23 protein-coding genes are annotated in these 23,915 nt (G+C 73.0%); 7 read left to right on the top strand and 16 right to left on the bottom strand.

The window, feature by feature from the left end; genetic code table 11:
• The 6 genes from ACMXN5_RS44155 to ACMXN5_RS44180 are packed head-to-tail and all read right to left on the bottom strand — an operon-like array spanning position 1 to position 7,267.
• Complete coding sequence (locus tag ACMXN5_RS44155) at positions 1-1,782, bottom strand: glycoside hydrolase family 3 protein (protein WP_439680498.1); 1,782 nt, start codon at positions 1,780-1,782, stop codon at positions 1-3.
• A 6-nt stretch (positions 1,783-1,788) separates the two neighbouring features.
• The gene (locus ACMXN5_RS44160; protein ID WP_439680499.1) at positions 1,789-2,808 is read right to left on the bottom strand and encodes an ABC transporter ATP-binding protein; all 1,020 of its coding nucleotides are present in this window, start codon (positions 2,806-2,808) and stop codon (positions 1,789-1,791) included.
• Positions 2,805-3,914: an ABC transporter ATP-binding protein gene (locus ACMXN5_RS44165; RefSeq protein ID WP_439680500.1), complete on the bottom strand. Its 1,110-nt coding sequence runs from the start codon at positions 3,912-3,914 to the stop codon at positions 2,805-2,807. Before ACMXN5_RS44165 ends, ACMXN5_RS44160 begins: the two co-directional genes overlap by 4 nt.
• Positions 3,911-4,795, bottom strand: coding sequence for an ABC transporter permease (locus ACMXN5_RS44170; RefSeq protein ID WP_439680501.1), 885 nt, complete (start codon positions 4,793-4,795; stop codon positions 3,911-3,913). The genes ACMXN5_RS44165 and ACMXN5_RS44170 overlap by 4 nt, the downstream gene beginning before the upstream one ends.
• On the bottom strand, positions 4,782-5,732 hold the full coding sequence (locus ACMXN5_RS44175) for an ABC transporter permease (protein ID WP_439680502.1): 951 nt from the start codon (positions 5,730-5,732) through the stop codon (positions 4,782-4,784). Before ACMXN5_RS44175 ends, ACMXN5_RS44170 begins: the two co-directional genes overlap by 14 nt.
• Positions 5,729-7,267 (bottom strand): ABC transporter substrate-binding protein, encoded by a 1,539-nt coding sequence (locus ACMXN5_RS44180; protein ID WP_439680503.1) that lies wholly within the window; start codon positions 7,265-7,267, stop codon positions 5,729-5,731. Before ACMXN5_RS44180 ends, ACMXN5_RS44175 begins: the two co-directional genes overlap by 4 nt.
• Positions 7,268-7,492: 225 nt before the next feature.
• Here ACMXN5_RS44180 and ACMXN5_RS44185 point away from each other — a divergent pair, with 225 nt between their 5' ends.
• Both ACMXN5_RS44185 and ACMXN5_RS44190 read left to right on the top strand, forming a co-directional pair.
• Complete coding sequence (locus tag ACMXN5_RS44185) at positions 7,493-8,107, top strand: TetR family transcriptional regulator (RefSeq protein WP_439680504.1); 615 nt, start codon at positions 7,493-7,495, stop codon at positions 8,105-8,107.
• Between the two features lie 408 nt (positions 8,108-8,515).
• Entirely contained in the window at positions 8,516-10,075 is a 1,560-nt protein-coding gene (locus ACMXN5_RS44190; protein ID WP_439680505.1) for an FAD-dependent monooxygenase, read from the top strand.
• Positions 10,076-10,502: 427 nt separating this feature from the next.
• Here the strand turns inward: ACMXN5_RS44190 and ACMXN5_RS44195 are convergent, their stop codons facing one another.
• A complete protein-coding gene (locus ACMXN5_RS44195) occupies positions 10,503-11,459 on the bottom strand; it encodes an EamA family transporter (protein WP_439680506.1) in 957 nt (318 codons plus the stop codon).
• A gap of 39 nt (positions 11,460-11,498) precedes the next feature.
• On the opposite strand from ACMXN5_RS44195, the gene ACMXN5_RS44200 reads away from it, so the two are divergent.
• Positions 11,499-12,041: a CGNR zinc finger domain-containing protein gene (locus tag ACMXN5_RS44200; RefSeq protein WP_439680507.1), complete on the top strand. Its 543-nt coding sequence runs from the start codon at positions 11,499-11,501 to the stop codon at positions 12,039-12,041.
• Entirely contained in the window at positions 12,038-12,226 is a 189-nt protein-coding gene (locus ACMXN5_RS44205; RefSeq protein ID WP_439680508.1) for a hypothetical protein, read from the top strand. Before ACMXN5_RS44200 ends, ACMXN5_RS44205 begins: the two co-directional genes overlap by 4 nt.
• Here the strand turns inward: ACMXN5_RS44205 and ACMXN5_RS44210 are convergent, their stop codons facing one another.
• The 4 genes from ACMXN5_RS44210 to ACMXN5_RS44225 form a co-directional block, all read right to left on the bottom strand.
• Entirely contained in the window at positions 12,227-13,672 is a 1,446-nt protein-coding gene (locus tag ACMXN5_RS44210) for a purine-cytosine permease family protein (RefSeq protein ID WP_395792227.1), read from the bottom strand.
• A 185-nt stretch (positions 13,673-13,857) separates the two neighbouring features.
• Positions 13,858-15,228, bottom strand: coding sequence for a hypothetical protein (locus ACMXN5_RS44215; protein ID WP_439680509.1), 1,371 nt, complete (start codon positions 15,226-15,228; stop codon positions 13,858-13,860).
• A gap of 44 nt (positions 15,229-15,272) precedes the next feature.
• Positions 15,273-16,337 carry a DNA alkylation repair protein gene (locus tag ACMXN5_RS44220; RefSeq protein ID WP_439680510.1) on the bottom strand — a complete coding sequence of 355 codons (1,065 nt, stop codon included), beginning with the start codon at positions 16,335-16,337 and terminating at the stop codon, positions 15,273-15,275.
• Positions 16,338-16,405: 68 nt separating this feature from the next.
• Positions 16,406-17,092 (bottom strand): winged helix-turn-helix transcriptional regulator, encoded by a 687-nt coding sequence (locus ACMXN5_RS44225; protein ID WP_439680511.1) that lies wholly within the window; start codon positions 17,090-17,092, stop codon positions 16,406-16,408.
• Positions 17,093-17,209: 117 nt separating this feature from the next.
• On the opposite strand from ACMXN5_RS44225, the gene ACMXN5_RS44230 reads away from it, so the two are divergent.
• Both ACMXN5_RS44230 and ACMXN5_RS44235 read left to right on the top strand, forming a co-directional pair.
• A complete protein-coding gene (locus ACMXN5_RS44230) occupies positions 17,210-18,091 on the top strand; it encodes an alpha/beta fold hydrolase (protein ID WP_439680512.1) in 882 nt (293 codons plus the stop codon).
• A gap of 68 nt (positions 18,092-18,159) precedes the next feature.
• On the top strand, positions 18,160-18,948 hold the full coding sequence (locus tag ACMXN5_RS44235) for a dienelactone hydrolase family protein (protein ID WP_439681416.1): 789 nt from the start codon (positions 18,160-18,162) through the stop codon (positions 18,946-18,948).
• A 28-nt stretch (positions 18,949-18,976) separates the two neighbouring features.
• On the opposite strand, the gene ACMXN5_RS44240 is transcribed toward ACMXN5_RS44235, so the two are convergent.
• Together ACMXN5_RS44240 and ACMXN5_RS44245 are read right to left on the bottom strand one after the other, a co-directional pair.
• Complete coding sequence (locus ACMXN5_RS44240; RefSeq protein ID WP_439680513.1) at positions 18,977-19,369, bottom strand: hypothetical protein; 393 nt, start codon at positions 19,367-19,369, stop codon at positions 18,977-18,979.
• 274 nt (positions 19,370-19,643) lie between these two features.
• Positions 19,644-20,225 carry a TetR/AcrR family transcriptional regulator gene (locus ACMXN5_RS44245; protein ID WP_439680514.1) on the bottom strand — a complete coding sequence of 194 codons (582 nt, stop codon included), beginning with the start codon at positions 20,223-20,225 and terminating at the stop codon, positions 19,644-19,646.
• Positions 20,226-20,336: 111 nt separating this feature from the next.
• Between ACMXN5_RS44245 and ACMXN5_RS44250 the strand changes: the two genes are divergently transcribed.
• A complete protein-coding gene (locus ACMXN5_RS44250) occupies positions 20,337-21,308 on the top strand; it encodes an alpha/beta hydrolase (protein WP_439680515.1) in 972 nt (323 codons plus the stop codon).
• Here ACMXN5_RS44250 and ACMXN5_RS44255 read toward each other — a convergent pair.
• From ACMXN5_RS44255 to ACMXN5_RS44265, 3 genes are all read right to left on the bottom strand, one after another.
• On the bottom strand, positions 21,298-21,768 hold the full coding sequence (locus ACMXN5_RS44255; protein WP_439680516.1) for a nuclear transport factor 2 family protein: 471 nt from the start codon (positions 21,766-21,768) through the stop codon (positions 21,298-21,300). The two genes, ACMXN5_RS44250 and ACMXN5_RS44255, sit on opposite strands and share 11 nt — an antisense overlap.
• A gap of 88 nt (positions 21,769-21,856) precedes the next feature.
• Positions 21,857-22,873 (bottom strand): hypothetical protein, encoded by a 1,017-nt coding sequence (locus ACMXN5_RS44260; protein ID WP_439680517.1) that lies wholly within the window; start codon positions 22,871-22,873, stop codon positions 21,857-21,859.
• A gap of 33 nt (positions 22,874-22,906) precedes the next feature.
• Complete coding sequence (locus ACMXN5_RS44265; protein ID WP_439680518.1) at positions 22,907-23,833, bottom strand: PhzF family phenazine biosynthesis protein; 927 nt, start codon at positions 23,831-23,833, stop codon at positions 22,907-22,909.
• Between the last annotated feature and the right edge of the window lie 82 nt (positions 23,834-23,915).

Below are 23,915 nucleotides of genomic sequence, written 5' to 3' on the forward strand. Positions count from 1 at the left end.
TCACCGGGTCGTATGCGGGTGGCCGCAGCGGAACAGCGGGTCGCGGGTGTCGAAGGGCACGTCCTCGCGGGAGTCCAGCACGGCCTCCATCGACGACGGCAGGTCGAACGGCAGCGTGCCGGGCGTCGGGGCGCGGCCGAAGGCCGCGTCAAGGACCAGGTCGTCGTCGGCGCCGAAGTCGGCGAGCAGCGCGGCGGCGCAGTCGGCGAGCGGCGTGAGGATCGCGGCGCGGTCCAGGAAGACGTCGACGGTGGTCGGCACGGTCGCGCACAGGGTGCGCAGGCGGTCGACCTCGGCGGCGGGGAAGTCGAGGGATCCGGCGTGGAAGTGGCGTTCCAGCAGGCCCTCGCGGACCTCGTACGGGGCGTCGATCCGGACCACGGCCAGGTCCGCGTCCTCGACGCGCTCGACCACCGTGCCGTAGCGGGCGGCGACTTCCGGGTCGATGTTCTCCACGTACAGCCGGCGCCCCGGCGTGTCCGCGAACGGCTCTCCGGTGAGCCGGACCAGGGAACGTCGCTGCACCCGGCGGCCGAGTTCGACGCGCGCGGGGTGGCCGACCACCCGCTCGGCGGCCTCGGGGTCGACGTACGGGTCGTCGAACAGGCCGAGGCGGAACTTGTCGCGCAGGATGCGCCGGGCCGACGCGTCGATCCGCGCCTCGTCGACGGCGCCGGAGCGTACCGCGTCGACGATCAGGTCGGATCGGGTCTCCCCGCCGAACTGGTCCACGCCCGCGTGCAGCATCAGCACCGCCTGCTCGGCGAGGGTGAGGTGTTCGACGCCCCAGCTGCGCGGCGGCAGCGCGACGATGCCGGGGATCTCCATGCCGGTGAGCACGTTGAAGTCGCTGCACACCACGCCGTCGAAGCCGTACCGTTCGCGCAGCAGCCCGGTCAGCACGTCGCGGTTGAACGAGGAGCCGACCTCGGCGAGCGCGGTGCCGACCGGGATCGAGTAGCACGTCATGACCTGTGCGGTGCCGACCTCGAAGGCGGCCTCGAAGGGCTTCAGGTGGTAGTCGAGGTTGCCGCCCGGATAGACGGCGCGGGTGCCGTAGGCGAAGTGCGGGTCCTCGCCGCCCTCCTGGGGTCCGCCGCCGGGGAAGTGTTTGGTCATGCAGGCCACGCTGGCCGGGCCCAACCGCTCGCCCTGCATGCCCCGGATGTAGCCGGCCAGGATGCGTCCGGCCCGGTCGGCGTCCTCGCCGAAGGTGCCGCTGGTGCGCGGCTTGCGGGGCTCGGTGGCGAGGTCGGCCATCGGGTGGATCGCGACCCGCACACCCACCGCGCGCAGTTCGGCCGAGATTGCGGCGGCGTACTCCTCGACGAGCGCGGGGTCGTCGGTGGCCGCGAGGCCGATCGGTTCGGGCCCTCGGCTGAACGCGCCGCCGGTGAACGCGGTGGCCGGGTTCTCGGTGAAGCCGTGGCGCGGGTCGGAGGCGAGCGTGACGGGGATGCCGAGGCGGGTCGCGGCGGCCAGGTCCTGCACGTGATTGTTCCACCGGGCCGTCTCGACCGGCGAGGGCATGGTGGTCAACCCGAAGGTGTTGATGCCGCGTTCGCCGATCAGTTCGGCCCCGGTGGGGACCCGGGCGCCGTTGCCGGGGATCATCCGGCCGCAGCACATCAGCCCGGCCTTCTCCTCCAGCGTCATCCGGCCCAGCAGGTCGGCGACCCGCTCGTCGATCGGGAGCCGGGGGTCCTCGTAGGGCTCCATGGTCCCGTTGTGGTTGAGGTCGCGGAAGGGGGTGCCGTCGTGGTGGCGAAGGGTTCGGAGCATGGCGGATCAGTCCTCGTGCCGGGTGGAGTGGTCGGGGCGGTGCCGGGTGGGGTCGTCGGTGGGCGGGGCAGCGAAGGGCGGCAGCGGGTGGTGGCAGGCGACGGTGCGCCGCTCGGCGACGGGGCGCATCGCGGGTTCCCGGTCCGCGCACACGGCGCTTGCGTACGGGCAGCGGGTGCGGAACCGGCAGCCGGACGGCGGGTCCAACGGGGACGGCGGATCGACCGGGAGCAGGTGCCCGTCGCCGAGCGCCCGCCCGGGCTCGGGCACGGCGGCGAGCAGCGCGGCGGTGTACGGATGCGCCGGTGCGGACAACAGGTCCTCCGTCGGGCCCTGTTCGCACACCCGCCCGAGATAGAGCACCGCGACATCGTCGCTCACCGCGCGCACCACGCCCAGGTCGTGTGAGATGAACAACCCGGCGAGGCCGAGGGTTTCGGTGAGCCCGCGCAGCAGGTTGAGCACGGTGGCCTGGGCGGACACGTCGAGCGCGGAGACGGCCTCGTCGGCGATCAGCACGTGCGGTTCGGCGGCCAGGGCCCGGGCGATGGCCACCCGCTGCGCCTGCCCGCCGGACAACTGCGCGGGGAGGCGGTCGGCGAAGGTGTCGGGGGACAGGCCGACGGCGTCGAGGAGTTCGCGGACCCGGACCTCGCGGTCGACGGTGCGGGCGGTGTCGGGGTGTGCGTCCAGAGGTTCGGCGACGATGTCGCGCACCCGGCGGCGCGGGTTGAGCGAGGACAGCGGGTCCTGGAAGACCATCTGCATGCGCCGACGGAACGCCCGCAGCGCGCGCGGGGTCAGCCCGGCGAGGTCGACGCCGTCGACGGTGACGGTTCCCCGGGTGGGCGCGGGCAGGTGCAGGATCGCCTTGGCGATGCTGCTCTTTCCGGAGCCGGACTCGCCGACCAGGGCGAGGGTGCGGCTCCGATGCAGGGTCAGGCTGACGTCGCTGACGGCGTGCAGCGGCCCCGAACGGGTGCGGTGCACCACGCTCAGGTCGCTCGCCCGGAGGACGGCGGTCACGAAGTGGCCTTTCGCGGGGCGGGGTTCGGGGCCGCGGAGGCGCCCTGCGGGTCGGCGTCGGGGTGCGACAGCGGGTGGAAGCACGACGCGGTGTGGCCGGCCCCGGCGTGGTGCACGGGCGGCGTCGCCCGCGTGCACTGCTCGGTCGCGCGGTCGCAGCGGGGCGCGAAGGGGCAGCCGGTGCGCGGCCGGGTCGGGTCGGGCGGGGCGCCGGGGATGGTCGGCAGGGTGCGCCGCAGCGGGCCCGTGACGCGCGGGACGCTGCGCAGGAGGGCGGCGGTGTACGGGTGCGCCGGCCGGTCGGTGACGTCCTCGGTGCGGCCGGTCTCGACGATGTGCCCGGCGTACATCACCGCGATCCGGCGGGCGCGGCCGTACAGCAGCCCGATGTCGTGGGTGATCAGCAGGGTGGCCAGGCCGCGTTCGGCCCGATGGCGGTCCAGGAGGTCGAGCACGGTGCGCTGGACGGTGACGTCGAGGGCGGTGGTGGGTTCGTCGGCGAGCAGCAGCGCGGGTTCGCCGGCGAGCGCGGCGGCGATGCCCACCCGTTGGCGCAGGCCGCCGGAGAGTTCGTGCGGGTAGGCGCGGGCCCGGCGATCCGGGTCGGGTACGTCGACGGCGGCGAGCAGTTCGGCCGCGGCGCTCCGGCGCTCGCGCCGGCGCAGTCGGCGGCGCCCGGTGAGCGCCTCGGTGACCTGGTCGGCGATCCGCACGACGGGGTTGAGCGAGGTCATCGGGTCCTGGTGGACCATGGCGATCTCGGTGCCCAGGAGCCCGGCGCGGCGGCGCGCGTCCATGTCGAGGATGTCCTCGTCGTGCAGGAGCACGCGGCCGGTGCGGGTGACGCGGGTGCCGCGTCCGGGCACGCCGAGGATGGTGCGGCTCAGCACCGACTTGCCCGATCCGCTCTCGCCGACCACGCCCAGGCATTCCCCCGCGTCGATGTGCAGGTGTACGTCGTGCAGCACGTGCAGCGGGCGGCCGTGGGCGGGGTGGATGACGACGTCGAGCGCTTCGACGCGCAACACGGGGGTCGGGTCGTGCGACCCGGCGCCCGGCGCGGCGGCGGCGGTGGTCTCGGCCGTCTCGGCCGTCTCGGTGGTCATCGGGAGGACCCCTTCGGGGAGCCGGAACGCACGTTCTCGCCCAGGTGGTTCAGTGCCAGTACGGTCAGGCACAACACGCCGGCGGGGATCAGCGAGATCCACGGCGCGCTGCCCAGGGTGATGCGCCCCTGCGCGATGATGCCGCCCCACGAGGGCGCCGGCGGACGCAGGCCGAAGCCGAGGAAGCTGAGCGCGCCCTCGGCGACGATGGCCGCGGTCGTCGCGGTGAACGCGAACGACAGCGCGGCCGGGGCGATGTTCGGCAGGATCTCGCGCCGCAGGATGCGCCCGGAGGCGGTGCCGATCATCCGGGCGGCCTGGACGAATCCGCGTTCCTTCAGCGACAGTGCGCCGGCGCGGGTGACGCGGGTGAACGACGGCACGGTGAACAGTCCGATCAGGCCGCCGATCACCGGCAGGCTCGGACCGCGCAGGGTGACCACGATCATCACGAGGATGAGCGCGGGTACCGACATCAGCAGGTCGGTGGCGAAGCCGATGACGCGGTCGGTCCACCCGCCGAACCAGCCGGACGCGATGCCCAACGCCCCGCCGACGACCAGGCCGACGGTGACGGTCAGCGCGGCGACGCCGAAGGACGCGCGGGCGCCGGCGGCGGTACGGACCAGGACGTCGCGGCCGGTGTCGTCGGTGCCGAACCAGTGGCCCGGCCCGGGCGGCGCGGAGGGGTGGGCGAAGTCGGCGCGCAGCGGATCGCAGCCGGGCAACATCGGCACCACGATCGCCGCGAGCACCACGATGGCGAGCCACCCTGCGGCCAGCACCGCCCCCGGGGAGGCGAGGCGGATGCCGCGCAGCGGATCGCGGTACCGCGTGCGGGAGGTCGGGGCGGCGAGGGTGGTGGGGTCAGCGGTGGTCATGGGCGATCCTGGGGTCGATCCGGCGGTAGAGCAGGTCGACCGCGAGGGTGGCCGCCACGACGCCGACGGCGGTGACCACGACGATCGCCTGGATGACCGGGAAGTCGCGGCCGTTGATGGCGGTCGCCGCCAAACCGCCCATGCCGGGGACCGCGAACAGGGTTTCCACCAGCACCGATCCGCCCAGCGCCATGCCGAAGCCGATGCCGATCAGGGTGACCAGGGGCAGCGCGGAAGGGCGCAGCGCACGACGCAGCAGCAGGCGTGCGGTGCCCAGGCCCCGCCCGCGGGCGGCGTCGATGTAGGTCTGGTCGAGGGTGTCCATGAGCTGGGCGCGCAGGGTACGGGTGAACACGGCGGCCTCGGTCAGGCCCATGGTCAGCGCGGGCAGGACCAGGTGGCGCAGGTTGTCGGCCGGATCGTCGGTGAACGGCGTCCAGCCGGTGGCGGGCAGGACGCGCCACTGCACGGCGGCGACGTAGATCAGCAGCAGGCCGAGCACGAACGCGGGGATGGCGAGCCAGACGAACGCCAGCGCGGTGGCGAGGCGGTCGAACACCCCGCCCGGGCGCCACGCGGACCACAACGCGACCGGCACGGCGATGGCGAGCGCGACGAGTTGGGAGGCGGCGAACAGTTCGAGGGTGACCGGTACCCGGTCGCCCAGCTCGGTGGTCACCGGCACCCCGTTGGCGAGCGAGCTGCCCAGGTCGCCGTGCAGGGCGTCGGCGATCCAGTGCCAGGCGGCGACCAGGACGTTGTCGTCCAGGCCGAGGTCGGCATCGAAGGCGGCGATCTGCTCGGGGGTCGCGTTGGGGCCCAGGGCGGCGAGCGCGGGTGAGCCGCGCATCAGGTGCGGCAGCGCCGCGGCGGCGGTGGTGACCAGGACGACCGCCGCCGCCGCGCGCAGCAGCCGGAGCACGATGTGCCGGGTCATCGGGTGACCCACAGCGCGGCCGGGGAGACGTTGACGACGCTGCGGCCGGCGAGGTCGGGCAGCCCGCCGACCTTGGCGGCGGCGATGAAGCCGACCCGGTTCTCGGTGAGGAACAACGCGGGCGCCTGCTCGACGAGTACGCGCCCGGCGTCGGCGTAGGCGGCGCCGCGGCGGGCGGGGTCCAGCGCGCCGCGCCCGGTGGCAAGCGCGGTGTCCAGGGCCGGGTCGGCGAAGCCGGCGAAGTTGGTGGGCGAGCCGGCGCCGAAGAACATGTTCAGCCCCGTGGACGGGTCGCCGAACGCGCTGGTGGTGAAGTCCGCCACTTGGAACTGGCGTTGGTACAGGGTGCTCAGATAGGTGGGGACGTCCAGCGGCTTGATGGTCATGTGGATGCCGACGTCGCCGAGCATCTGCTGCAGGACCGTGGCTCGTTGCTGCGCCTCGGGCTGGGTGGGGACGAGGTAGTCGAATTTCACCGGGGCGCCGACCTCGGCCAGCAGTTGGCGCGCCTTGGCCGGGTCGGGGGCCGGGTAGGGCGTTGCGGAGCGGTAGGGCGCGGTGGAGACCAGCGGCCCGTCGGCGGGTTTGCCCTGGTCGAGGGTGACGACCTTGGCGAGGGTGGCGCGGTCGATCGTGTACTGCATCGCCCGGCGCACCCTGGGATCGTCGAACGGGGCGACCTTGGTGTTGAAGATCGTCGTGGAGGTGGCGCCCAGGGCGGTGGCGGTGCGCAGTCCGTCGGTACCGCTCTGCCGCAGATGGTTGGGCGTCTCGGCCCAGATCAGGTCGACGTCGCCCGAACGTACGCTCTGGTAGCGGCTGTCGGCATCGGGCAGGACGCGGTAGACGACCTTGTCGACGTGCGGTTTGTCGCCCCAGTAGCCGGGGTTGCGGGTGACGGTGACCGAGACGCCGGGCTGGGACTGCTCGACGGTGAACGGGCCGGAGCCGACCGGGGGCGAGGAGTCGGTGGGCGCCGTGGCGATGTAGCCGAGGGCCCGGGTGAAGAGGTTGGGCAGTGCCGCGTCCGGGTTCCTCAGGTCGATCCGCACCGAGGTGGGGCTCGACGCGGTCATGCCGGCGATCGTGGCGGCGTCGACCGCGCACGGGCACTTGCTCTCCGGTTTGGCCAGGCGCTGTACGTGATCGATCACGGCCTGGGCGTCCAGGGGACGTCCGTTGGCGAACTTCACCCCCTCGCGCAGGTCGAGCGTCCAACTGCTCGCGTCCGCGTTCGGGGTGAAGGACTTGGCCAGGTAGGGCCGTACCTGCCCGTCCTTGTCGTTGACCATCAACGGGTCGAACAGGGAGTTGGCGAGCAGGAGCATGGGCTGCGAGGTGAGCGCGGAATCGGCGGGGTCGAGCCTGCCGAACGGGCGGTCCAGGCCCACGCGCAGCGTGCCGCCGTCGACGGCGGCACCCGCGGAGGCGGGCTGTTTGTTCGCCACCGCGTCGTCGGAGGTCGAACAGCCGGCCGCCCAGAGCACCGCGGCCGTCGCCAGTGCGACGGCCGCCGGCCGTTTGCGATTGTTCATCTGCCTCGCTCCATCCGGAATACAAGCCCACAGGGGTGGACCTGCACTAACCTAGGAAAGTGGCACAACTGCCAGGTGACAGTAGTGCAAACTTTTATGGTGGGGAAGATTGCAATCCGGGATCCCGACCCGGGCCCGAACCCCCGAGACCCCGACCCGACTACGCACCGTCGCAGGACCCGAACTCCGGGCGCACGCGACGACCCGGCTGGGAGGACGAGTGGCATGACCGAGCAGGCGGACGAGGCGGCACCCCGACCGGGGCTGCGCGAACGCAAGAAGGCGCGGACACGCGACGCCATCCGCACCGCGGCGCTCGACCTGTTCGAGGAGCAGGGCTTCGAGGCGACCACGGTCGACCGGATCTGCGCCCGGGCGGACGTCGCGCACCGCACGTTCTTCCGCTACTACGAGTGCAAGGAGGCCCTGCTCTTCGGCTGGGGCTTCGGCCGCCTCCTCGTCGAGGAGTTCGCCGCGGCGCCCGCCGAACTGGACCCGTGGGCGGCCCTGATGCACGCCTTCGACCGCTACGGCGGCGGAGCGCCGGAGGAGCCGGCCGGGACGACCGCGCGACGCCGCGAACTGCGCCGCCGCTGCGCCGACATCCGCTCGGTGCACGAATTCGCGATCCTGCGGATCGACGAGCTCGCCCAGGACGCGGTCGCCATCGCCGCCGCGCGCATGGGCGTCGACCCCGACCGGGACCTGCGCCCCGGCGCGATCGGCGCGCTCCTCGCCGGCCTGGCGCGCCGCGTGGTCGTCGACGGCGTGACCGACGGACCACAGGCGTGGGTGGCGGCGCTGCGCGAGGTGGTGGGAACGAGCGACGACGGACCGTGAGCGAGGGGGGCGCCCGGGCCCCTGCGCAGCGCCGCTCCGGCACGCGCCGCCGGCCGATCCGCGAGGTGCGCATCCGAACTCGCGCCACGCTCACGGACGTTGGCCTTGGCCGCGCTGCCCCCACCCGGCCGGTGAGGGCGGGCACGGTGGTGGGGTGAGTCCGGTGGGGTGTGCGCGTCGGACCCACGACGCGCCGATCTCGGGTACGGGCGGGGTCCGCTCGCGAGGGTGGCGACAGAGCTACCGTTGGTAGCGTACCCGGGCAGGTCGCCGACTCGACCCCTCCGCCGCCGCGTCCCACCGGCACCACCGTGTTCGAACGGCGTGTGCCGGCCGAGCCGCCGATCGTGCGCCCGGCACCGTCACCGAGTGCGCCGACCGACCCGAGGTGGGCAGGAGGAGATCGCCATGCGCGTGGTGGACGCCGAGGTGGAGGTCCTGATCGTGGGCGGCGGGCCCGTCGGCCTCACCGCCCGGGCACTGCTCGAACGCTGGGGTGCGCAGGTACTGCTCGTGGAGCGACACCGCGAGTTGTCACCCTTCCCCCGGTCCCGGCTGGTCAACGTGCGCTCCATGGAGATCTTTCGCCGACTCGGCCTGGCCGCCCGGATCAGGGCCACGGGGTTCGCCCCCGAATACGGCCGCGTGCGCTTCCGCGACACCCTGTACGACCGCGACTTCGCCAGTGCGGCGATGGTCGGCGTCGCCGCGCCGGTGCCCGAGAGCCCCGAATTCGGCGTGCTCACCTCACAGGACCGCTTGGAACCCATCCTGCTCTCCGCGCCGGGCGCCCCGGTGCGCTTCGGCGTCGAGGTCGTCGACGTGGCCGAGGAACCCGACGGCGTGGTGGCCACGCTCGTCGACCACGGACGTGACGCCGAACTGCGGGTGCGGGCCCGCTACCTGCTCGGCGCCGACGGCGCGAACTCCACCGTCCGGCGGGCGTCGGGTATCGGTACCACCGGTCCCGGCGCGCTGGGACCCTTCACCACCGTCGTGTTCGACGCCGACCTCCGCTGGTGCGCCGAGCAACCGGCCGGCGTGTACCTGACCCCGCACGGCACCCTCGCCCCGCTCTATCCGGAAGGCGGCTGGGCCTGGTTCGGCTCGACACCGGCGACCGCCGAGCCCGCCGACTGGGCCGAGGTCGTCGCACGGGCCCTCGGCCCCGCCGCCGACGTCCGGGCCGAGGTGTTGCGGGTGCAGCCGTGGGTGATGAACGCGTTCGTCGCCGAACGGTTCCGGCACGGCCGCATTCTGCTTGCGGGCGACGCCGCGCACGCGCTGCCCATCTTCGGCGGTCTGGGGATGAACACGGGCCTCGCCGACGTGCACAACCTGTGTTGGAAACTGGCCGGGGTGCTGCACGGATGGGCCGACCCGGTCCTGGTGGAGTCCTACGAGAGCGAACGCCTGCCCGTCGCGCACCGGACCCTGGGTCAGGCGGTGGCCAACACCCGGCTGTTGGTCGAGGTGCAAAACCGCCGCCGGGAGCGGCTCGACGCCGGCGCCGCGCCCACGGACGGCGTCGAACTGCCTTGGACGGAACAGTACTTCGCGCAACTCGGCCTGGTGCTCGGGGCCGGCTACCGCTCCGGCGCCGTGTGCTCCGACGGTGACGCCCCACCCGAACCCTCCGACGCGGACACGAACTACGTGCCGAGCGCGGAGCCGGGCCGGCGCATGCCGCACGTGTGGCTCGCGGACGGCCGCTCCACGCTCGACGCGGTCGGCGAGTGCTTCACCCTGTTCACCCCCGATCCCATCCGCTGGGAGCAACGCGCCGCGCCGGCATGCCCGTTGCGGATCGAGACGCTGCCCGACGAACACCGCGAACTCTGCGGCCTCGGCGCCGATGGCGCCGTGCTGGTCCGCCCCGACGGCCACGTCGCGGCACGCCTGCGCGACGGACCGGCGAGCGCAACGACCGTGGGCGACACCCTCGCCGCGATCACCGGCCGAGGCTGACCCGCCGCTCCGCCGTCGGCTTGCGTCCCGGCACCGGCGGCGAGGCGAAGCGCCCGTCGCGGGTCAGAGGTCGACCGCCGCCGCCGTTCCGCCGAGCCGTCGTGGACGTTGAGGTAGGGCACGCCACCCTTGTACTTCTCGGGAATGGGATTCGTCATGCGCCCACCCTCTCGGGCGCTCGAGACCGGCAACAGGATGCGATAGTGACCCGACCGTTTGGTCGGACTCAACGACGGGGCCTGTCGATGCTCGCCGGCGGAGGAACCGCACTTCGGCCGTACGGTCGAGCGCCTGCACCTGACCACCGGCCAGGGTCAGCCAGACGATCCAAAAGCTGGAGCGCCGCGTCGGGACGCCGCCGGCCTGCTCGACCTCGCGGTCGGCGCCGGTGACGGGCGGGTTCGGCGGGCGTGAGCGGGGCGGGGCGTCAGCGGTTGTCGAGCCCGGCCAGGACGACGCCGCCGATGATCAGCAGGCCGCCGACCGTCTGGGCGGCGTTCGGCGCCTCGTCGATCAGCAACCACGCGAAGCCGACACTGGCGACCACCTCCAGGAGGGCGACGAACGAGGCGGTGCGGGAGCCGAGCAGGCGGCCCGCCGCGGTGCCCGTGGTGTAGGCCAGGGCGGCGGTGACCAGGCCGAGCAGCAGCACCGGCACCCACCAGGGTGTGCTGCCGGTGCGGTAGTCGGCCGGGTCGAGGCCGGCGTGCATCGGCAGCAGGCCGACCGCCGCGAGCATGGCGAGGGCGGCCGTGCCGACCACCAGACCGGCACCAGTCAGCGCCACCGGCGGCAGACCGGTGTCGGTGTCCGCCGCGATCAGGAAGTAGGCGGTCAGGCCCACCATCGCCGCGAGTGCCCAGGCCACGCCCGACCAGGCCAGATCGGCGCCGGAGAACAGGTCGACGGCGAGGACCAGGCCCACGGCCGCCAGCCCGGTGCCGGCCAGGGTCAACGGTCGCGGGCGCCGACCGCGGCGCGCCCAGAGCCAGACCACGACCGCCGCCGGGGCGGTGTACTCGATGAGCAGTGCGGGTGCGACGTCCATCGTGGTGACGGCGGAGAAGAAGCAGAACTGCGCGCCGGCCAGGCCCAGTACGCCGTACACCAGCACGGTGCGGGCCTGCGTGCGCAGTCGACGCCACCGCCCGCGCAGCGCCACGACCGCGAACGGCGCCACGACCAGCGCGGCGAGGCCGATCCGGGCCAGCACGATCGCCCCCGGACTCCAGCCGGACGAGAGCAGCCCCCGCGCCAACGACCCCGACATGCCGAAGGAGGTCGCCGAGACGAGGGCGAGGAGGAGACCGCCGCCGAGACCCGCATGGGTGGAGGGGCCGGAGAAGCTGCGCACGCGCGGGATGTCATGGGCTACATCGGTCATGGGTCATGACGGTAGGGGCGTGGTCGGTAAGCTGTCAAAATGATTTTTGGTCATGACACCGAGTCGTCGCTGCAGGCCGTCGTGGCGCTGATCAACAGCGCGGAGGCGCCGGACACCCTCACCACGGTGCGGGACGTGGACGCGTGGTACGCCGAGCACCGCTACACCGGCCGCCGGGACGGCGACGCCGCCGAACTCGCGAGCCTGCGCGCGCTGCGCCCGGTGCTGCGCGATCTGCTGACCGCCGACCGCGACCGCGCCGCGAGCTTGGCGAACACGATGCTGGCCGACGCCGGCGCGCTTCCGCAGCTCGTGCGGCACGACGACCAGGACTGGCACCTGCACGCGGTGTCCGGCGACGCGCCACTGGCGAGCCGGGTGGTCGTGGAGACCGCGATGGCGATGACCGACGTGGTCCGCATGGACGAGATGTCCCGGCTGTTCCTGTGTGCGGACGAGGGGTGCGGCGGCATCGTCCTGGACCTCACCCGCAACCGCTCGCGCCGCTATTGCAGCACCGCCTGCGGCAACCGCAACGCGGTGGCCGCCTACCGCGCCCGCCGGGGTGCGCGCGGGGCGTGATCGCGATCAACAGGACAGCGGCGGCGACCGGCACCGAAGCCGCGCGCGGAAAGTACCCATGCGCGACCGATTCCCCGTCGTCGGCGGCTGCCCAGGTTGGTGTTCGCCAGGGAGACACGACCGAGAACTACGACCCGGCCGTCACCGTCGCGAAGATGCGGGCGGCGATGGCCGGGGGCGAGTAGCTACACGAGCACCCTCGCGGCGTCGTCGCCGCGGTCCGCCGCCGGGTAAATGGTCTCGGCGGGCGGGTTGTTGGTCTTGCGGGCCCATGCGTAGTAGATCACCGCGGTGAACGCGAGGCCGACGATCCAGGAGATGTCCGCGCCGCCGAGGCGTTCGGTCAGCGGTCCGGTGTACAACTTCTGGGCCAGGAACGGGATCTGCGCGACGACGCCGACTACGTAGCAGGTCAGCGCCGGGATGTTCCAGCGCCCGTAGCGGCCGTTCGGGTCGTACAGGGCGGGGATGTCGACGCGTTCGCGCGAGATCAGGTAGTAGTCCGTCAGGTTGATGGCGCTCCACGGGGTGAAGACCATCAGCAGGAGCAGGACGAAGTTCTTGAAGTTGCCGAGGAAGTCCGCACTGGCCGCGATCGCGATCACGACCGATGTCGCGGTGAAGGCGACGATGTACGCCGCGCGCACGACGGGCGAGATCCGGGACCGGCCGTCGAAGGCGGTCACGGTGGTCAGGATCGACATGAAGCCGCCGTACGCGTTGAGACAGTTGACCGTCAGCTTGCCCACCAGGATGACCAGGTAGATCAGGAACGCGACGAACGCCGGTCCGGCCAGATCGCCGACGAATCCCACCTGGTCGGGCAGGAAGGCGTCACCCGCGACGGCGGCGATCAGCGCGCCCAGCGTCATCGACCACTGCGAACCGATGACGCTGCCGGCGAAGGTCGACCAGAACGTGGCGCGTTCGCTGGTCTCGCGCGGCAGGTACCGGGAGTAGTCGGCCACGTAGGGACCGAAGGTCAACTGCCAGCCCGCGCCCAGGGAGATCGCGAGCAGGAAGGTCGTGAGGTCGAACGACTTGTTGCCGACGTGCGCGCCGACGTCGTACTTGGCGAACAGGGCGATCACCAGGTAGCCCAGACCCACGATGCCGGCGACCGTCGCGATCCGGCCCGCGAGGTGGATGAGGCGGTATCCGGTCACCGCGACCACGGCGGTCAGCGCGCCGAAGATCAGGATGCCGACCTTGGTGTTGTCGATGTGCAGGATCTCGCAGACCGCCTGCCCGGCCAGCACACTGCCGGTCGCGGCGAAGCCGAGATACATCAGGATCACCATGACCAGCGGCAGCACCGCGCCGAAGACGCCGAACTGCGCGCGGCTGGAGATCATCTGCGGCACACCCAACCGGGGCCCCTGGGCCGAGTGCAACGCCATGACGATGCCGCCGAGGATGTTGCCGATCAGCAGGGCCGGGATCGCCCACAACGCGTCGGCGCCGAAGACCACCGCGAGGGCGCCGTCGACGATCGCGGTGATCTGCATGTTCGCCCCGAACCACAGGGTGAACTGACTCCGCGGCGTGCCGTGCCGCTCCGCGTCGGGGATCACCTCGATGGTGCGGTGCTCCACCGCGAGCCGGGATTCGGACGGTTGCTCGAGGGTCATGGGCGTCTCCCCGTCGATCTGCGTACGTGCGTGGCGTTTGTGGTGCGCAGAATCTTGCATGCATTTAAACCAACGTCAACGGTCTGAATGAATTGATTCATGTAGGCGATGCGCACACCCGAAATGCAAGGCGACCGGGGGCGCCGACCTGCGATTCGATCATGACCGGGCCGAGCGCACGGCCCTCACGACGCGGTCCGGCCGCACTCTCCCCGAGCCGAAACAGCGAGCGCCCCGCCGTGGAGGGCGAAGGACCCGGCCGCGTCGGTGCCGACCGTGCCGGTGCCGTGAAACGCCTCGGCGCGGAGCCGAAAGCCGGCGGGATCGGTGCGTTGTACGGCGAGCAGGCGCCAGGGGGCGTGCTCGGCGGTTTCGGGGTCGGGCGGCACGGCCAGATGCACGAGCGCGGAGGCTTCGCGGGATGCCCGGGCCGGGGTATACCGGGCCAAGCGGAGATCGGCCCGGGTCGGCGTGCTCCACGGTCGGGACTCGGGGACCGGGGAAGGGGAGACGGCGGCCCGGTGGCCGGTGTCCCGCAGCGTCGTCGCGAACCACTCGGCGAGCGCCGGACCACCTCGGCGGATCCAGGTCCCGACCAGCCGACGAAAGGCGGCTTCGCGGCGATACGGCAGACGATGCGCGCCCGCGTCGACGACGGCCGCGCCCGCACCGGCGAACGCCCGGTGGAAATCCCATATGGGGACCCGGGACGCGTACTCGGCGGAGGCAACCAGCCGCATCTCCACCAAGGCCCGGCGCAGCAGGTCCGCGGCGACCCGCGCACGCACGCCCAGCCGGCCCTGCCGCGGAGCTTCGTCGAACCGAACTGCCCGGCCTTCAGCGGCGGGGGACGGATCCCGGTGACGGTCGTCCACGCGAACCTCGGCCGCCGCCGCCCGGAGCAGCCCACACTCGCCGATGCCGACCGACACTCCACCCGCCTTCGCCCGAAGCACCACGCCCAGGGCGTCGCCGGAATCGAACCGGACCTCCGTGACGTCCCGCAGCCGAAGATCGAGCGTCACGATCCCGGGGCGGGAGTCGTCGCCGACGCGACAGGCACGCGTGACGGCCAGGTCGAGGGATGCGACGAGGCGCCCGCCGACCCGCTCGACCTCCAACCCGCGTACCTCGGACGCCGCCAAGTCGTAATCCGCGACCAGGCCCGCCACGATCGCCGCCGTCACCCGTCCCCGGTGATCCCCCTCCACCACACACGGCGTCGCGGACGCGAGCCACACATCCACGGAGCACCCGGCGACCGCGGCCTGCGCCCGCATCCAGGCCCGCCGCTCCGCACCGAACCCCGCCATCCACCGCAGAGCCGCCCCCGCGCGCCGCTCCCGCGCTCCACGCGTGCCGGCCGTCGCGGCGCGGAACAGGGGATACGTGTTGTTGTCCCATACATCCGCCACCGTGCGGATCGTCTCCCGATCGAAGCGCCGGGCATCCTCGGCGGCCTCCCCGATCCGCACCAACGAGCGGTCCAGCAGTACTCCCAATACGTCCACCGCCGAATACCGCCGCCCCGGGAAGGAAGCATCAAGATCGGTCACACCGGGATCGTGCCGGCCGTTCGGGGCGCTGGTGGGGGCGGGGGTCAGGGGAGCAGGGTGAAGGGGGCGGTGGCTTGGGCTTTGCCGTTGACGATGATGTGGAGGGTGCGGGGGCCCGGGGGTTCGGTGCGGGTCGTTACCGGGCGGAACGAGTGGGATCTGGCGAGGGTGAAGGTGTCGCCGGCGGCCTTGGCCACCCGCTCGGCCAGGTGGAAGACGCGGTGGGAACCGTCGCGGGCGATCGCGTACTTGAGGACGAGGGGCCCGGGGGCGTCGGCGCGCACGGTGAGGGTGAACGGGATGCGCTCGCCGGTCGTGACGGTGTCCGCGACGACGAGCGATTCCACCGTGCCGCTGCCGTGTGCCGCGCCGATCAGGGCGAGCGCTTCGGGATGACCGGCCCGCAACAGGCCCCGGGCGGCGTGCCGGACCACGCGGTCGGTGTGTACGCCGCCCTCGGCGTGCCAGCGGCCGAGGAGGGCCAGTGCCGTGTCGGGGTGGTCCTTGGCGATGTCGTTGACGTGGTTGGCGACCGAGCGCCGGACGTACTCGCTGGGGTCGTCGCGCAGCCGCTCCAGGATGGGCAGCGTCGGACCGGGGGACATCAGCCGGCGCACCCGCGTGCCCCAGGGCAGCCGGGGCCGGGTGCCCTCGGACGCGAGCCGGCGCAAATGCTCGTCGGCGGACTCGGCCCAGCCGCGCATGACCTTCATCGCGGTGTCCTCGTGGCGGTCGAGGTAGGGCCGCACCGCGAACTCGGCCGTGGCGAAGGGGGTGATCACGGCGAGCGTGGCCATGGCCTCGTCGAGGTGGTCGACGCCGTGCACCGCGACGTAGTCGGTGGCCGGCCAGCCGCTCCACATGTCCAGGACGGTGTGCCCGGTCGCCGCGCGCAGGACCTCGGCGGCCGCCGGGAAGGGCAGGTCGAGGGTCGTGTGCAGGGCCCGGGCGACGTGGCCGACGCGGGCCTTGAGTTCCAGGTCGTCCAGCCCGGTCAGCGCGGCGGCGACGAAGCGGTCGCGCGGGAAGCCGTCGCGGGCGGCGGCCACGGCGTCGGCCAGGGTGGCGACGGAGGTCGCGTTGATCATGTCCTTGAGCGGTTGGGCCATGCGCGCCAGGCTCCCAGAGGGGGCCGACACCGGGCGGTGGCGCGCCCCGCATCCACACCCGTACGGGCTCAGCGCGTCGGCAGTGCCTCGACCAGGCGTTCGAGGGCCGCCATGTCGCCCGTGACGGTCAGGCCGGCGTCGGCGAGGGCGGATGCCAGGGGGACCTTCCCGGTCAGGACCGACTGCAGGGTCGCGGCCTCGGCGACGACGTGTACGTCCGGCGCGGGCGCGGCCGGATCCTCGCCGCGGGCGACCGTGACGAGTTCGCCGTCGACGACCACGACGCGGTAGGTCTCGCGGCCCAGGTCGATCCGGTACGCCGCCGTCCACGGGGCCTGCGGTCGGGCCACGAAGTACGCCCGCAGGCCGAGGAACACCGTGTCGCTGCCGACATCCCCCCGGAGCGGCACCACCGGCGAGCGCATGCCCCACACCCGCAGCGCCGCGAAGACCGGCTCCAACTCGGCGCCCCACTCGGTCAGTTCGTACACCTTGGCGGAGGCCGGCGGCGGCAACACGCGCCGCCGCAACACGCCCACGGCCTCCAGTTCGCGCAGCCGTTGGGCCAGCACGCTCGGGCCGAGACCCGGCAGGGCCGCCTGGATGTCGGCGTATCGCCGCGGCCCGAGCCGCAGTTCGCGCACCACGAGCAGGGCCCAGCGCTCGCCGATCAGGTCGAGCGCGTGCGCGATCGGGCACGCCTGGCCGTAGGTGCGTCGACCGTCGTGCCCGCCGCCGGGAGTTGCTGCCGGCATCCCCGCCTCCTTCGAAAGTGTCACCACGAGAGCATCTCGCTACGAATATCGTAGCGCAAGCTTCGAAAGTCGTAGTACGGTTCTCCCATCGCCCCATCCACTCCACCGGAGGCATCCATGTGCGCCGCCCAGCCCACCTCGACCGAGCGCGTCGTCCACGCCGGCGGTGCCGACCTCGCGGCGCAGGCATTCGGCGACCCCGCGGCGCCCGCGATCCTGCTCATCGGCGGCGCGGAGGCGTCCCGGGACTGGTGGGACGACGACTTCGTCGCCCGGCTCGCCGAATCCGGCCGGTACGTCATCCGCTACGACACCCGCGACACGGGGCAGTCGACCACCTTCCCGCTCGGCGCGCCGACGTACACGCAGGAAGACCTGTTGACCGACGCCCTGGCCGTGCTGGACGCGTACGAACTGGCCGCCGCGCACATCGTCGCCATCTCCATGGGCGGCGGACTCGCCCAGCGCCTGGCCCTCCGGGCCCCCGAACGGGTCCTGACGCTCACCCTGCTCTCCACCAGCCCGGGCGGCCCCGGCGACAACGACGGCCCGGAGCTGCCGCCGATGAGCGAGTCCCTGCAAAAGGTGTTCGCCGAACCCGCGCCCGCCCCCGACTGGGCGGACCGCGACGCGGTCATCGCGTACTTCCTGGCCGCCGAACACGCCTTCGCCGGAACCATCCCCGTCGACGAGGAGCGCGTGCGGCTGACCGCAGGGCGTGCGTTCGACCGCAGCCCGGTCCCCGCCGCCGCGGCCAACCACTGGACGATCGACGGCGGCGAGCCGATCCGCGCCCGTCTCGGCGAGATCACCGCGCCCACGCTCGTCCTCCACGGCACCGCCGATCCGCTCTTCCCGTACGGCCACGCGGAGGCCCTGGCCCGCGAGATCCCCGGCAGCACGCTGATCCCGGTACCGGGCATGGGCCACCAAATGCCGCCCGAGGCGACGTGGGACACCATCGTTCCGGCGATCGTTCGACAGACCGCGTCCTCCTGACCGGCGGCGGACGCGCGAGGGCGGGCCCGCGACGCGGTGCCCGCCGCGAAAGGCGGAACCCCATGCGCATGCGTTTCACGTCGGAGACGACCTCGGCCGGCGTCTCGGAACGAGCCTTCGACCTCGGCGACATCCCGGGTGTGCTGTGGACGCCCGCCGAGGCTCCCGACACATGTCCACTGGTACTGCTCGGTCACGGCGGCGGCATGCACGCGCGGACCCCGGGCCTGGCCGCGCGGGCCCGCCGGTTCGTGACCGCTCACGGATTCGCGGTGGCGGCCGTCGACGCCCCCGGGCACGGCGAGCGGCCCAGGACGCGTCGGGACGAGGAGTTCGCTGCCGGCGTGCGCGAGCGGCTCGCGACCGGCCGCCCGTTGGGTTCCGAACTGGCCGAGTACAGCGGTGGGTTGGCCGCCCGGGCGGTGCCCGAGTGGCGCGCCGTCCTGGATGCCCTCCGGGACTCGGAGCATGTCGGCGCGGCCGGCCCGGTCGGGTACTGGGGCCTGTCCATGGGCAGCGCGATCGGCATCCCGCTCGTCGCCGCCGAACCGCGGATCGGCGCGGCTGTGTTCGGCCTCGCCGGGCACACGAGTCTGATGGAGGCGGCGATGCGGATCACCGTCCCGATCGGGTTCCTCGTCCAGTGGGACGACGAACTGATCCCGCGCGACCGGGCGTTGGCCCTCTTCGATGCGTTCGGTGCGAAGGACAAGACACTGCATGCCAATACCGGCGGCCACACGGGCGTACCCGCCTTCGAGGTGGAAGACTCCGGACGCTTCCTCGCCCGCCATCTCGGCGGCGGCCCGGCCGACTTCGGCCCGGGTTCCGCCCCGGGTCGGCGCCCCGGCGTCTGAGCACCGCCGAGGCGCCGGTCGTTCGCCGCTAAGCGGTCAACTGCACCGGGAGTTGGCCGGCTCCGTCGAAGGTGGGAAAGACGGACACGTGTCCGTGATGCACGTCAGGGGTGCCGAGGCTGGTCAACTCCCAGGCCGCGTCGACGACGCCCGGGCCGCACGGCAGGAATCCGGCGCCGGACGGCATCGCCGTCGGCATGATCTGGAGGGAGCTGAACCCGACCTGCACGGTGCTGCCGACGGTACAGGTGTAGGTGCCGCCGATGGTCAGCGTGCCGTTGTTCGGCGGGAACGAACTCGGCCGGGCCTCGGCCCAGAGCACCACGAGCGACTTGGTGTTCTGTACGGCGGCGTGGTGCGGTGTGGCGGCGCTGTGCGCGGCGTGCGGCGCGGCGACGGCCGTGGGTGCGGCCAGGCCCACGGCCACGATGGCACACGCGGCGGCGCAGAGCCGACGGCCGAGCCTGGCGCCCCGAGGTTTCGACGTACATGGCCTCGATAACGAGGGTGCGGACATTGCTAACTCCTTCACGGGTGTCGGACGTTCGTTCCGACACCGCATGGTCGGGACGACGAATCGGGGCAACCGGTGCCCCGCGCCCAGGAGACCACGCCCCGGGCGCCGGAACCAGCTCATCCCGAAACAGGGATCGGGCCGCCGCGAAGCAGGGATCGGCCCGTTTCGGCGGGATCGTTCAGGCCGGATCGGCGGGCCTGTCGGTGGCGAAGAGGGGCACGATCATCTCGATCAGTGCGGTGACGTCGACCTCGACCATCGGTTCGCCGGTCATGCCCATGCGGTGCAGCAGGGTTCCCACGACGACGTCGATGAAGAACAGGACCCGGTTCTCCGGCTCGCCGAGTGCGTTCTGAAACGCGATGCGGTACGGGTCCTGGAACCGTGTGGACAGGATCTCGCGCAGGGTGGGATCGCTGACCGCGTCGCTGAAAACGCCCGCGAACGCGTCGCCCACCCCGGGCTCGCCGATCTTCGCCGCGATCCAGCGGATGGTCGAGGTCAGCGCCTCGGCGCGATCGGCGCCCTCCAGCGGCGCCGGACCGAACGCGTCCAGCAGGCAGTCCACGATCAGCGCGCCCTTCGACGGCCAGCGCCGATAGACGGTCGACTTCGCGACACCCGCCGCGACCGCGATGCGCTCGACGGTGGCGCGCGCGTAACCGAGTTCGCGGACCGTGTTCAGCGTGGCGGCGAAGACCACGTCGTTGACGCCCGCGCGCGGACGACCGGGCGGCCTGGCGGCAGCAGTCGATGTCATGGCCACACGATATCTCTTTGCGCTACCTTAGGTATCGATACCTGAGGTAGCGATACCTCGGGTAGCGAAACCTGGGCAGGTCGAGCACAACCCGGAGCGCAAGGAGAAACCATGAGCGAGGTCACCACCATCGAGCGGCCGGCGGAGCCGAACTGGTCGGAGTTGACGGCCGAGGAACTGGTCGCCTATCGCGAGGCGGAGAACCGCTTCCGGGCGTCCGACGCCGCGCGGGCGATCACCGGAGAGCCGGAGGCCGGCGTCACGATCGAGTGGCGGACTCTGGCCCTGCCCGGTCGCGATCTGCCGGTGCGGGTATACCGGCCGGCGCCGCCCGAACACGACGGGCAACGCGGGCAGGACGCCGGAGCCGGGCTGCCGCTCGTGCTCCACGTGCACGGTGGCGGATTCGTGGGCACGGCGGTACAGAGCGACTGGGTCAACAGCGGGCTCGCCGGCCGGCTGCCCGCGGTCGTCGTCTCGGTCGAGCACCGCCTCGTGGACGAGGCGAATCCGCTGGCGGCGGCCGTCGACGACGGCTGGGACGTGTACCGCCACGTCGTGCGACACGCCGCCGAGTGGGGCATGGACCCGGCCCGGACCGCCGTGCTCGGCGAGAGTTGCGGCGGGTTGATCTGCGCCCTGGTCGCGATCCGGGCCGCCGAGGCCGGGCTGCCGCTTCGGGCGCAGGTGCTGGTCAACCCCGCCGTCGACGTCACGGACACGATGTTCGAGCACGACTCGATGCGGGAGTACGCGCAGACCCCGACGCTCGCCCTGCCGGTGCTGCACCTGATCCGGCGGCTCGGGGTGCCGGCGGGCACGGACCCGCGTCCGCTCTCGCCGCTGCACGCCGACACACCGGGCGGCCTGGCCCCGGCGCTCGTGGTGGTGCCGACCCGGGACCCGCTGGCCGATCACGGCCGTCGCTATGCCGAACGACTGCACACGACCGGGACGCCCGCGCGGCTGACCGAATACCCGGAAGCGGGGCACGCGTTCCTCAGCCTGCCGGGCCTGGTGCCACAGGCCGAGCCCGCGCGGGCGGAGATCCTCGGCTTCCTCGGCGCCTCGCTCAGCGCGTGACGTCGCCCGCCAGGCCGTCGCCGTCGCCGTCGAACGCGACGGCGACGGCGAGGCTGTCCTCGTACACGTGATGACGGGTGATCAGGCCGTCCTCGACGGTCAGGTGCAGGGCGAAGCGGGCCGTGTACGCCCGCCCGGTGCTGCGCGCCGTCTGCCGGATCTCGCCCAGCACGACGGCGTCGGCACCGTCGACCAGGATCCGCTCGACCGTGGTGCCCACCCGTTCCGGCACGTGGTGTTCGGCGATCAGCCGGTAGTGCTCGGCGGCCTCGGCACCCGTGGTGCGCCGCCGGATCCACGGCGTGGCCGCCCGCCCGTGCTCGGCGAGCGGCCAGTCCAGTTTCCAGTCGACGGATTCGGCGTACAGGTCGGCGATCGCCTCGGCGTCGCCGGCCCCGATCCGGCGCAGGAGTTCGCCCACCACGTCGCGGGTGGGGTCCGAAGTCGGGTCCGCGTTCATTCGAATCGCCCTTCCGTTCGCGTGCGACCGGCCGCCCCGGTCGTCCCCGCCCGACGAACGTACGCACGGCCCGCGCCGGGCGAATCCGTCACGCATAGGTAACCGCCGGCGCCCTCTGCGGGAGCGCCGCGGCGAGTGCCCCGTGCAGGCGCTCGTAGGTCGGGGCCAGCCGGCGGAACCCGGCCGCCAGGGCCCGGTCGTCGCCGATCACCAGGGGGTATTGCAGGCCGCCGAGGATCCGGGCCTGGTCGGTCACGATCGAGGCGGCCTCGGTCCGGCCGATCCCGGCGAGACAGGTCGCGGCGTCGACGAGCCGGCGGACGCCGACGCGGATCGCGAACACTTCGAGGAGGGCCCGGACCTCCGCCGCGAGTCCGCCGTCCACCTGGGCGGCGAGGCGTTCCAGCGCGGCGCCGCCGGCCAGGGATCCCGCCGGCATCGGCAGGTCCTCGCGCCCGCCCGACCAGCCGACCGCCGCGGCCAGCGAGCGGCGCAACGCCTCGGCGGGGGCGAGCTGTTCGCGGCGCACGAAGTCGGTCCGCATGACGAACGGTTCGTCGGTGTAGGTGACCTTCTCCGCCTGCCACGAGGCCACGAACCGGTCGGTCGGGAGGGTGGCGTACGGATGGCCGTGCGGGTCGTGCAACAGCACGGTGTCGTCGGTGACTTCGAGGACCACCACGTAGTGGTCGGCGACCCCGAGGTCACCGCCGATGTCGTCCCCGATGCCCGGGTCGGCGATCCCCGAGCCCTGGACGAACGCCCCTCGCGTCTCGGGTAGGTAGTGCAGCAGGCCCATGTCCACCGGGCCGACCAGGACGGGTCCGCGGGCGCAGGCCGCCCGCAGCCGGGCGACGGCCTCCGCAGGCGTGCCGCCCGCGTCGCGCGTGCGGGACCAGCCGAGGAGCGCGATCGCGTCGTCGAGGCCCCGGTCCGGATCCCACCCGTACGGATCGAACAACGGCACGACGCCGCCGATGAGTTGGCAGCCGAAGGGCGAGCCGGTCAGGGTCTCGACGACGGCGAGCGAGGGTGCCTCGGCGCCGAGCACCATCGCGAGGGAGGACGAGTAGCAGTAGGGGCCGGAGCCCACGTAGGCGAACATGCGGACAGTCGACCGCCTGACACGGGGAGAGGGTCAACCCGGCGGGAGACGCACCGTTCGGGTGACCCGCGCGGCGCCGCCCAGGTGGATCGACGTGCCCGAGGTGCCGGCGGTGATCGTGGCGGGGCTGCCCAGCGAGTCGCCCATCTCGACGGCGATCTCGGTGAACCCCCGATCGGCCAGGTGCGCGGCGAGGCACGCGGTGCTGTTGGCGTTCGCGATGTCCTCCGGCACGCCGATCGACGGGGCGAACACGCGGGCCGCCAGCCGGCCGGTGGGCGTCGGTACGGAGTAGACGCAGCAGCCCAGGAAGTCGAGCCGATCACACGCGGCACGGAGTCGTTCCGGGTCCGGATCGAGGGCGGCGAGGGCGGACCGGCCGGCGACGGGGACCAGCAACCGCGACCGCCCCGGCGAGCCGACACGGATGTCGGCGACGACCGCGTCGGGGGCGATGCCGAGCGCGGGCAGGACGAGGTCGCACTCGCCCGTCGTGGCCGCGCGCAGCCCGATGCGGCCGGCGTCGAACGTGGCGTCGACGTGCGTGGCCCGTCGCGTGGCCCGGCCCGCGAAGACGCGCCCGGCCGTGTGGAGCGTGGCCCGATACTCGCGGCCCTCGGCCCGTACCGCCCGCTCGTCCCCCGCGGCCCGCTCGGCCCGTTCGGCCCGTTCGGCGAGGAAGGCCAGCGCCGCGACCGTCCCGTGGCCGCACGCGGGCAGTTCCCCCTCGGCGGTGAAGAAGCGCAGGGAGACCACCGGCTCGTGGGTGCGGCCCTCGCGCACCGAGACGAACACGGCGTGCGACGTGCCCGACAGGGTCGGTATCCGCCGCCGCTCGGCATCGCTCAGCGCCACGTCGTCGAGCACGGCGGTGGGACTGCCGCCGTGGCCTCGACCGTCCGCGCCGCCTCCGCGCAGACACGCGTGCACGATCGCGACGGGCAGCCCGTGCCCACGCATCAGCCGAGGGCGAGTCGGTCGACGACAATCACACGCAGCACGGTAACCACCCCCCGGGTCGGGCCGAACTCGCGCCCCCGCC

Origin of the sequence: Embleya australiensis (genome assembly GCF_051903075.1) — a bacterium.
Classification (GTDB): domain Bacteria; phylum Actinomycetota; class Actinomycetes; order Streptomycetales; family Streptomycetaceae; genus Embleya.

What these genes read in the sequence shown, in the direction of transcription:
- ACMXN5_RS44155 (WP_439680498.1), bottom strand. Translation starts at nt 1,782, where the DNA reads ATGCTCCGAACCCTTCGCCACCACGACGGCACCCCCTTCCGCGACCTC.
- ACMXN5_RS44165 (WP_439680500.1), bottom strand. Translation starts at nt 3,914, where the DNA reads ATGACCACCGAGACGGCCGAGACGGCCGAGACCACCGCCGCCGCCGCG.
- ACMXN5_RS44170 (WP_439680501.1), bottom strand. Translation starts at nt 4,795, where the DNA reads ATGACCACCGCTGACCCCACCACCCTCGCCGCCCCGACCTCCCGCACG.
- ACMXN5_RS44175 (WP_439680502.1), bottom strand. Translation starts at nt 5,732, where the DNA reads ATGACCCGGCACATCGTGCTCCGGCTGCTGCGCGCGGCGGCGGCGGTC.
- ACMXN5_RS44180 (WP_439680503.1), bottom strand. Translation starts at nt 7,267, where the DNA reads ATGAACAATCGCAAACGGCCGGCGGCCGTCGCACTGGCGACGGCCGCG.
- ACMXN5_RS44185 (WP_439680504.1), top strand. Translation starts at nt 7,493, where the DNA reads ATGACCGAGCAGGCGGACGAGGCGGCACCCCGACCGGGGCTGCGCGAA.
- ACMXN5_RS44190 (WP_439680505.1), top strand. Translation starts at nt 8,516, where the DNA reads ATGCGCGTGGTGGACGCCGAGGTGGAGGTCCTGATCGTGGGCGGCGGG.
- ACMXN5_RS44195 (WP_439680506.1), bottom strand. Translation starts at nt 11,459, where the DNA reads ATGACCGATGTAGCCCATGACATCCCGCGCGTGCGCAGCTTCTCCGGC.
- ACMXN5_RS44200 (WP_439680507.1), top strand. Translation starts at nt 11,499, where the DNA reads ATGATTTTTGGTCATGACACCGAGTCGTCGCTGCAGGCCGTCGTGGCG.
- ACMXN5_RS44210 (WP_395792227.1), bottom strand. Translation starts at nt 13,672, where the DNA reads ATGACCCTCGAGCAACCGTCCGAATCCCGGCTCGCGGTGGAGCACCGC.
- ACMXN5_RS44220 (WP_439680510.1), bottom strand. Translation starts at nt 16,337, where the DNA reads ATGGCCCAACCGCTCAAGGACATGATCAACGCGACCTCCGTCGCCACC.
- ACMXN5_RS44225 (WP_439680511.1), bottom strand. Translation starts at nt 17,092, where the DNA reads ATGCCGGCAGCAACTCCCGGCGGCGGGCACGACGGTCGACGCACCTAC.
- ACMXN5_RS44230 (WP_439680512.1), top strand. Translation starts at nt 17,210, where the DNA reads ATGTGCGCCGCCCAGCCCACCTCGACCGAGCGCGTCGTCCACGCCGGC.
- ACMXN5_RS44235 (WP_439681416.1), top strand. Translation starts at nt 18,160, where the DNA reads ATGCGTTTCACGTCGGAGACGACCTCGGCCGGCGTCTCGGAACGAGCC.
- ACMXN5_RS44245 (WP_439680514.1), bottom strand. Translation starts at nt 20,225, where the DNA reads ATGACATCGACTGCTGCCGCCAGGCCGCCCGGTCGTCCGCGCGCGGGC.
- ACMXN5_RS44250 (WP_439680515.1), top strand. Translation starts at nt 20,337, where the DNA reads ATGAGCGAGGTCACCACCATCGAGCGGCCGGCGGAGCCGAACTGGTCG.
- ACMXN5_RS44255 (WP_439680516.1), bottom strand. Translation starts at nt 21,768, where the DNA reads ATGAACGCGGACCCGACTTCGGACCCCACCCGCGACGTGGTGGGCGAA.
- ACMXN5_RS44260 (WP_439680517.1), bottom strand. Translation starts at nt 22,873, where the DNA reads ATGTTCGCCTACGTGGGCTCCGGCCCCTACTGCTACTCGTCCTCCCTC.
- ACMXN5_RS44265 (WP_439680518.1), bottom strand. Translation starts at nt 23,833, where the DNA reads ATGCGTGGGCACGGGCTGCCCGTCGCGATCGTGCACGCGTGTCTGCGC.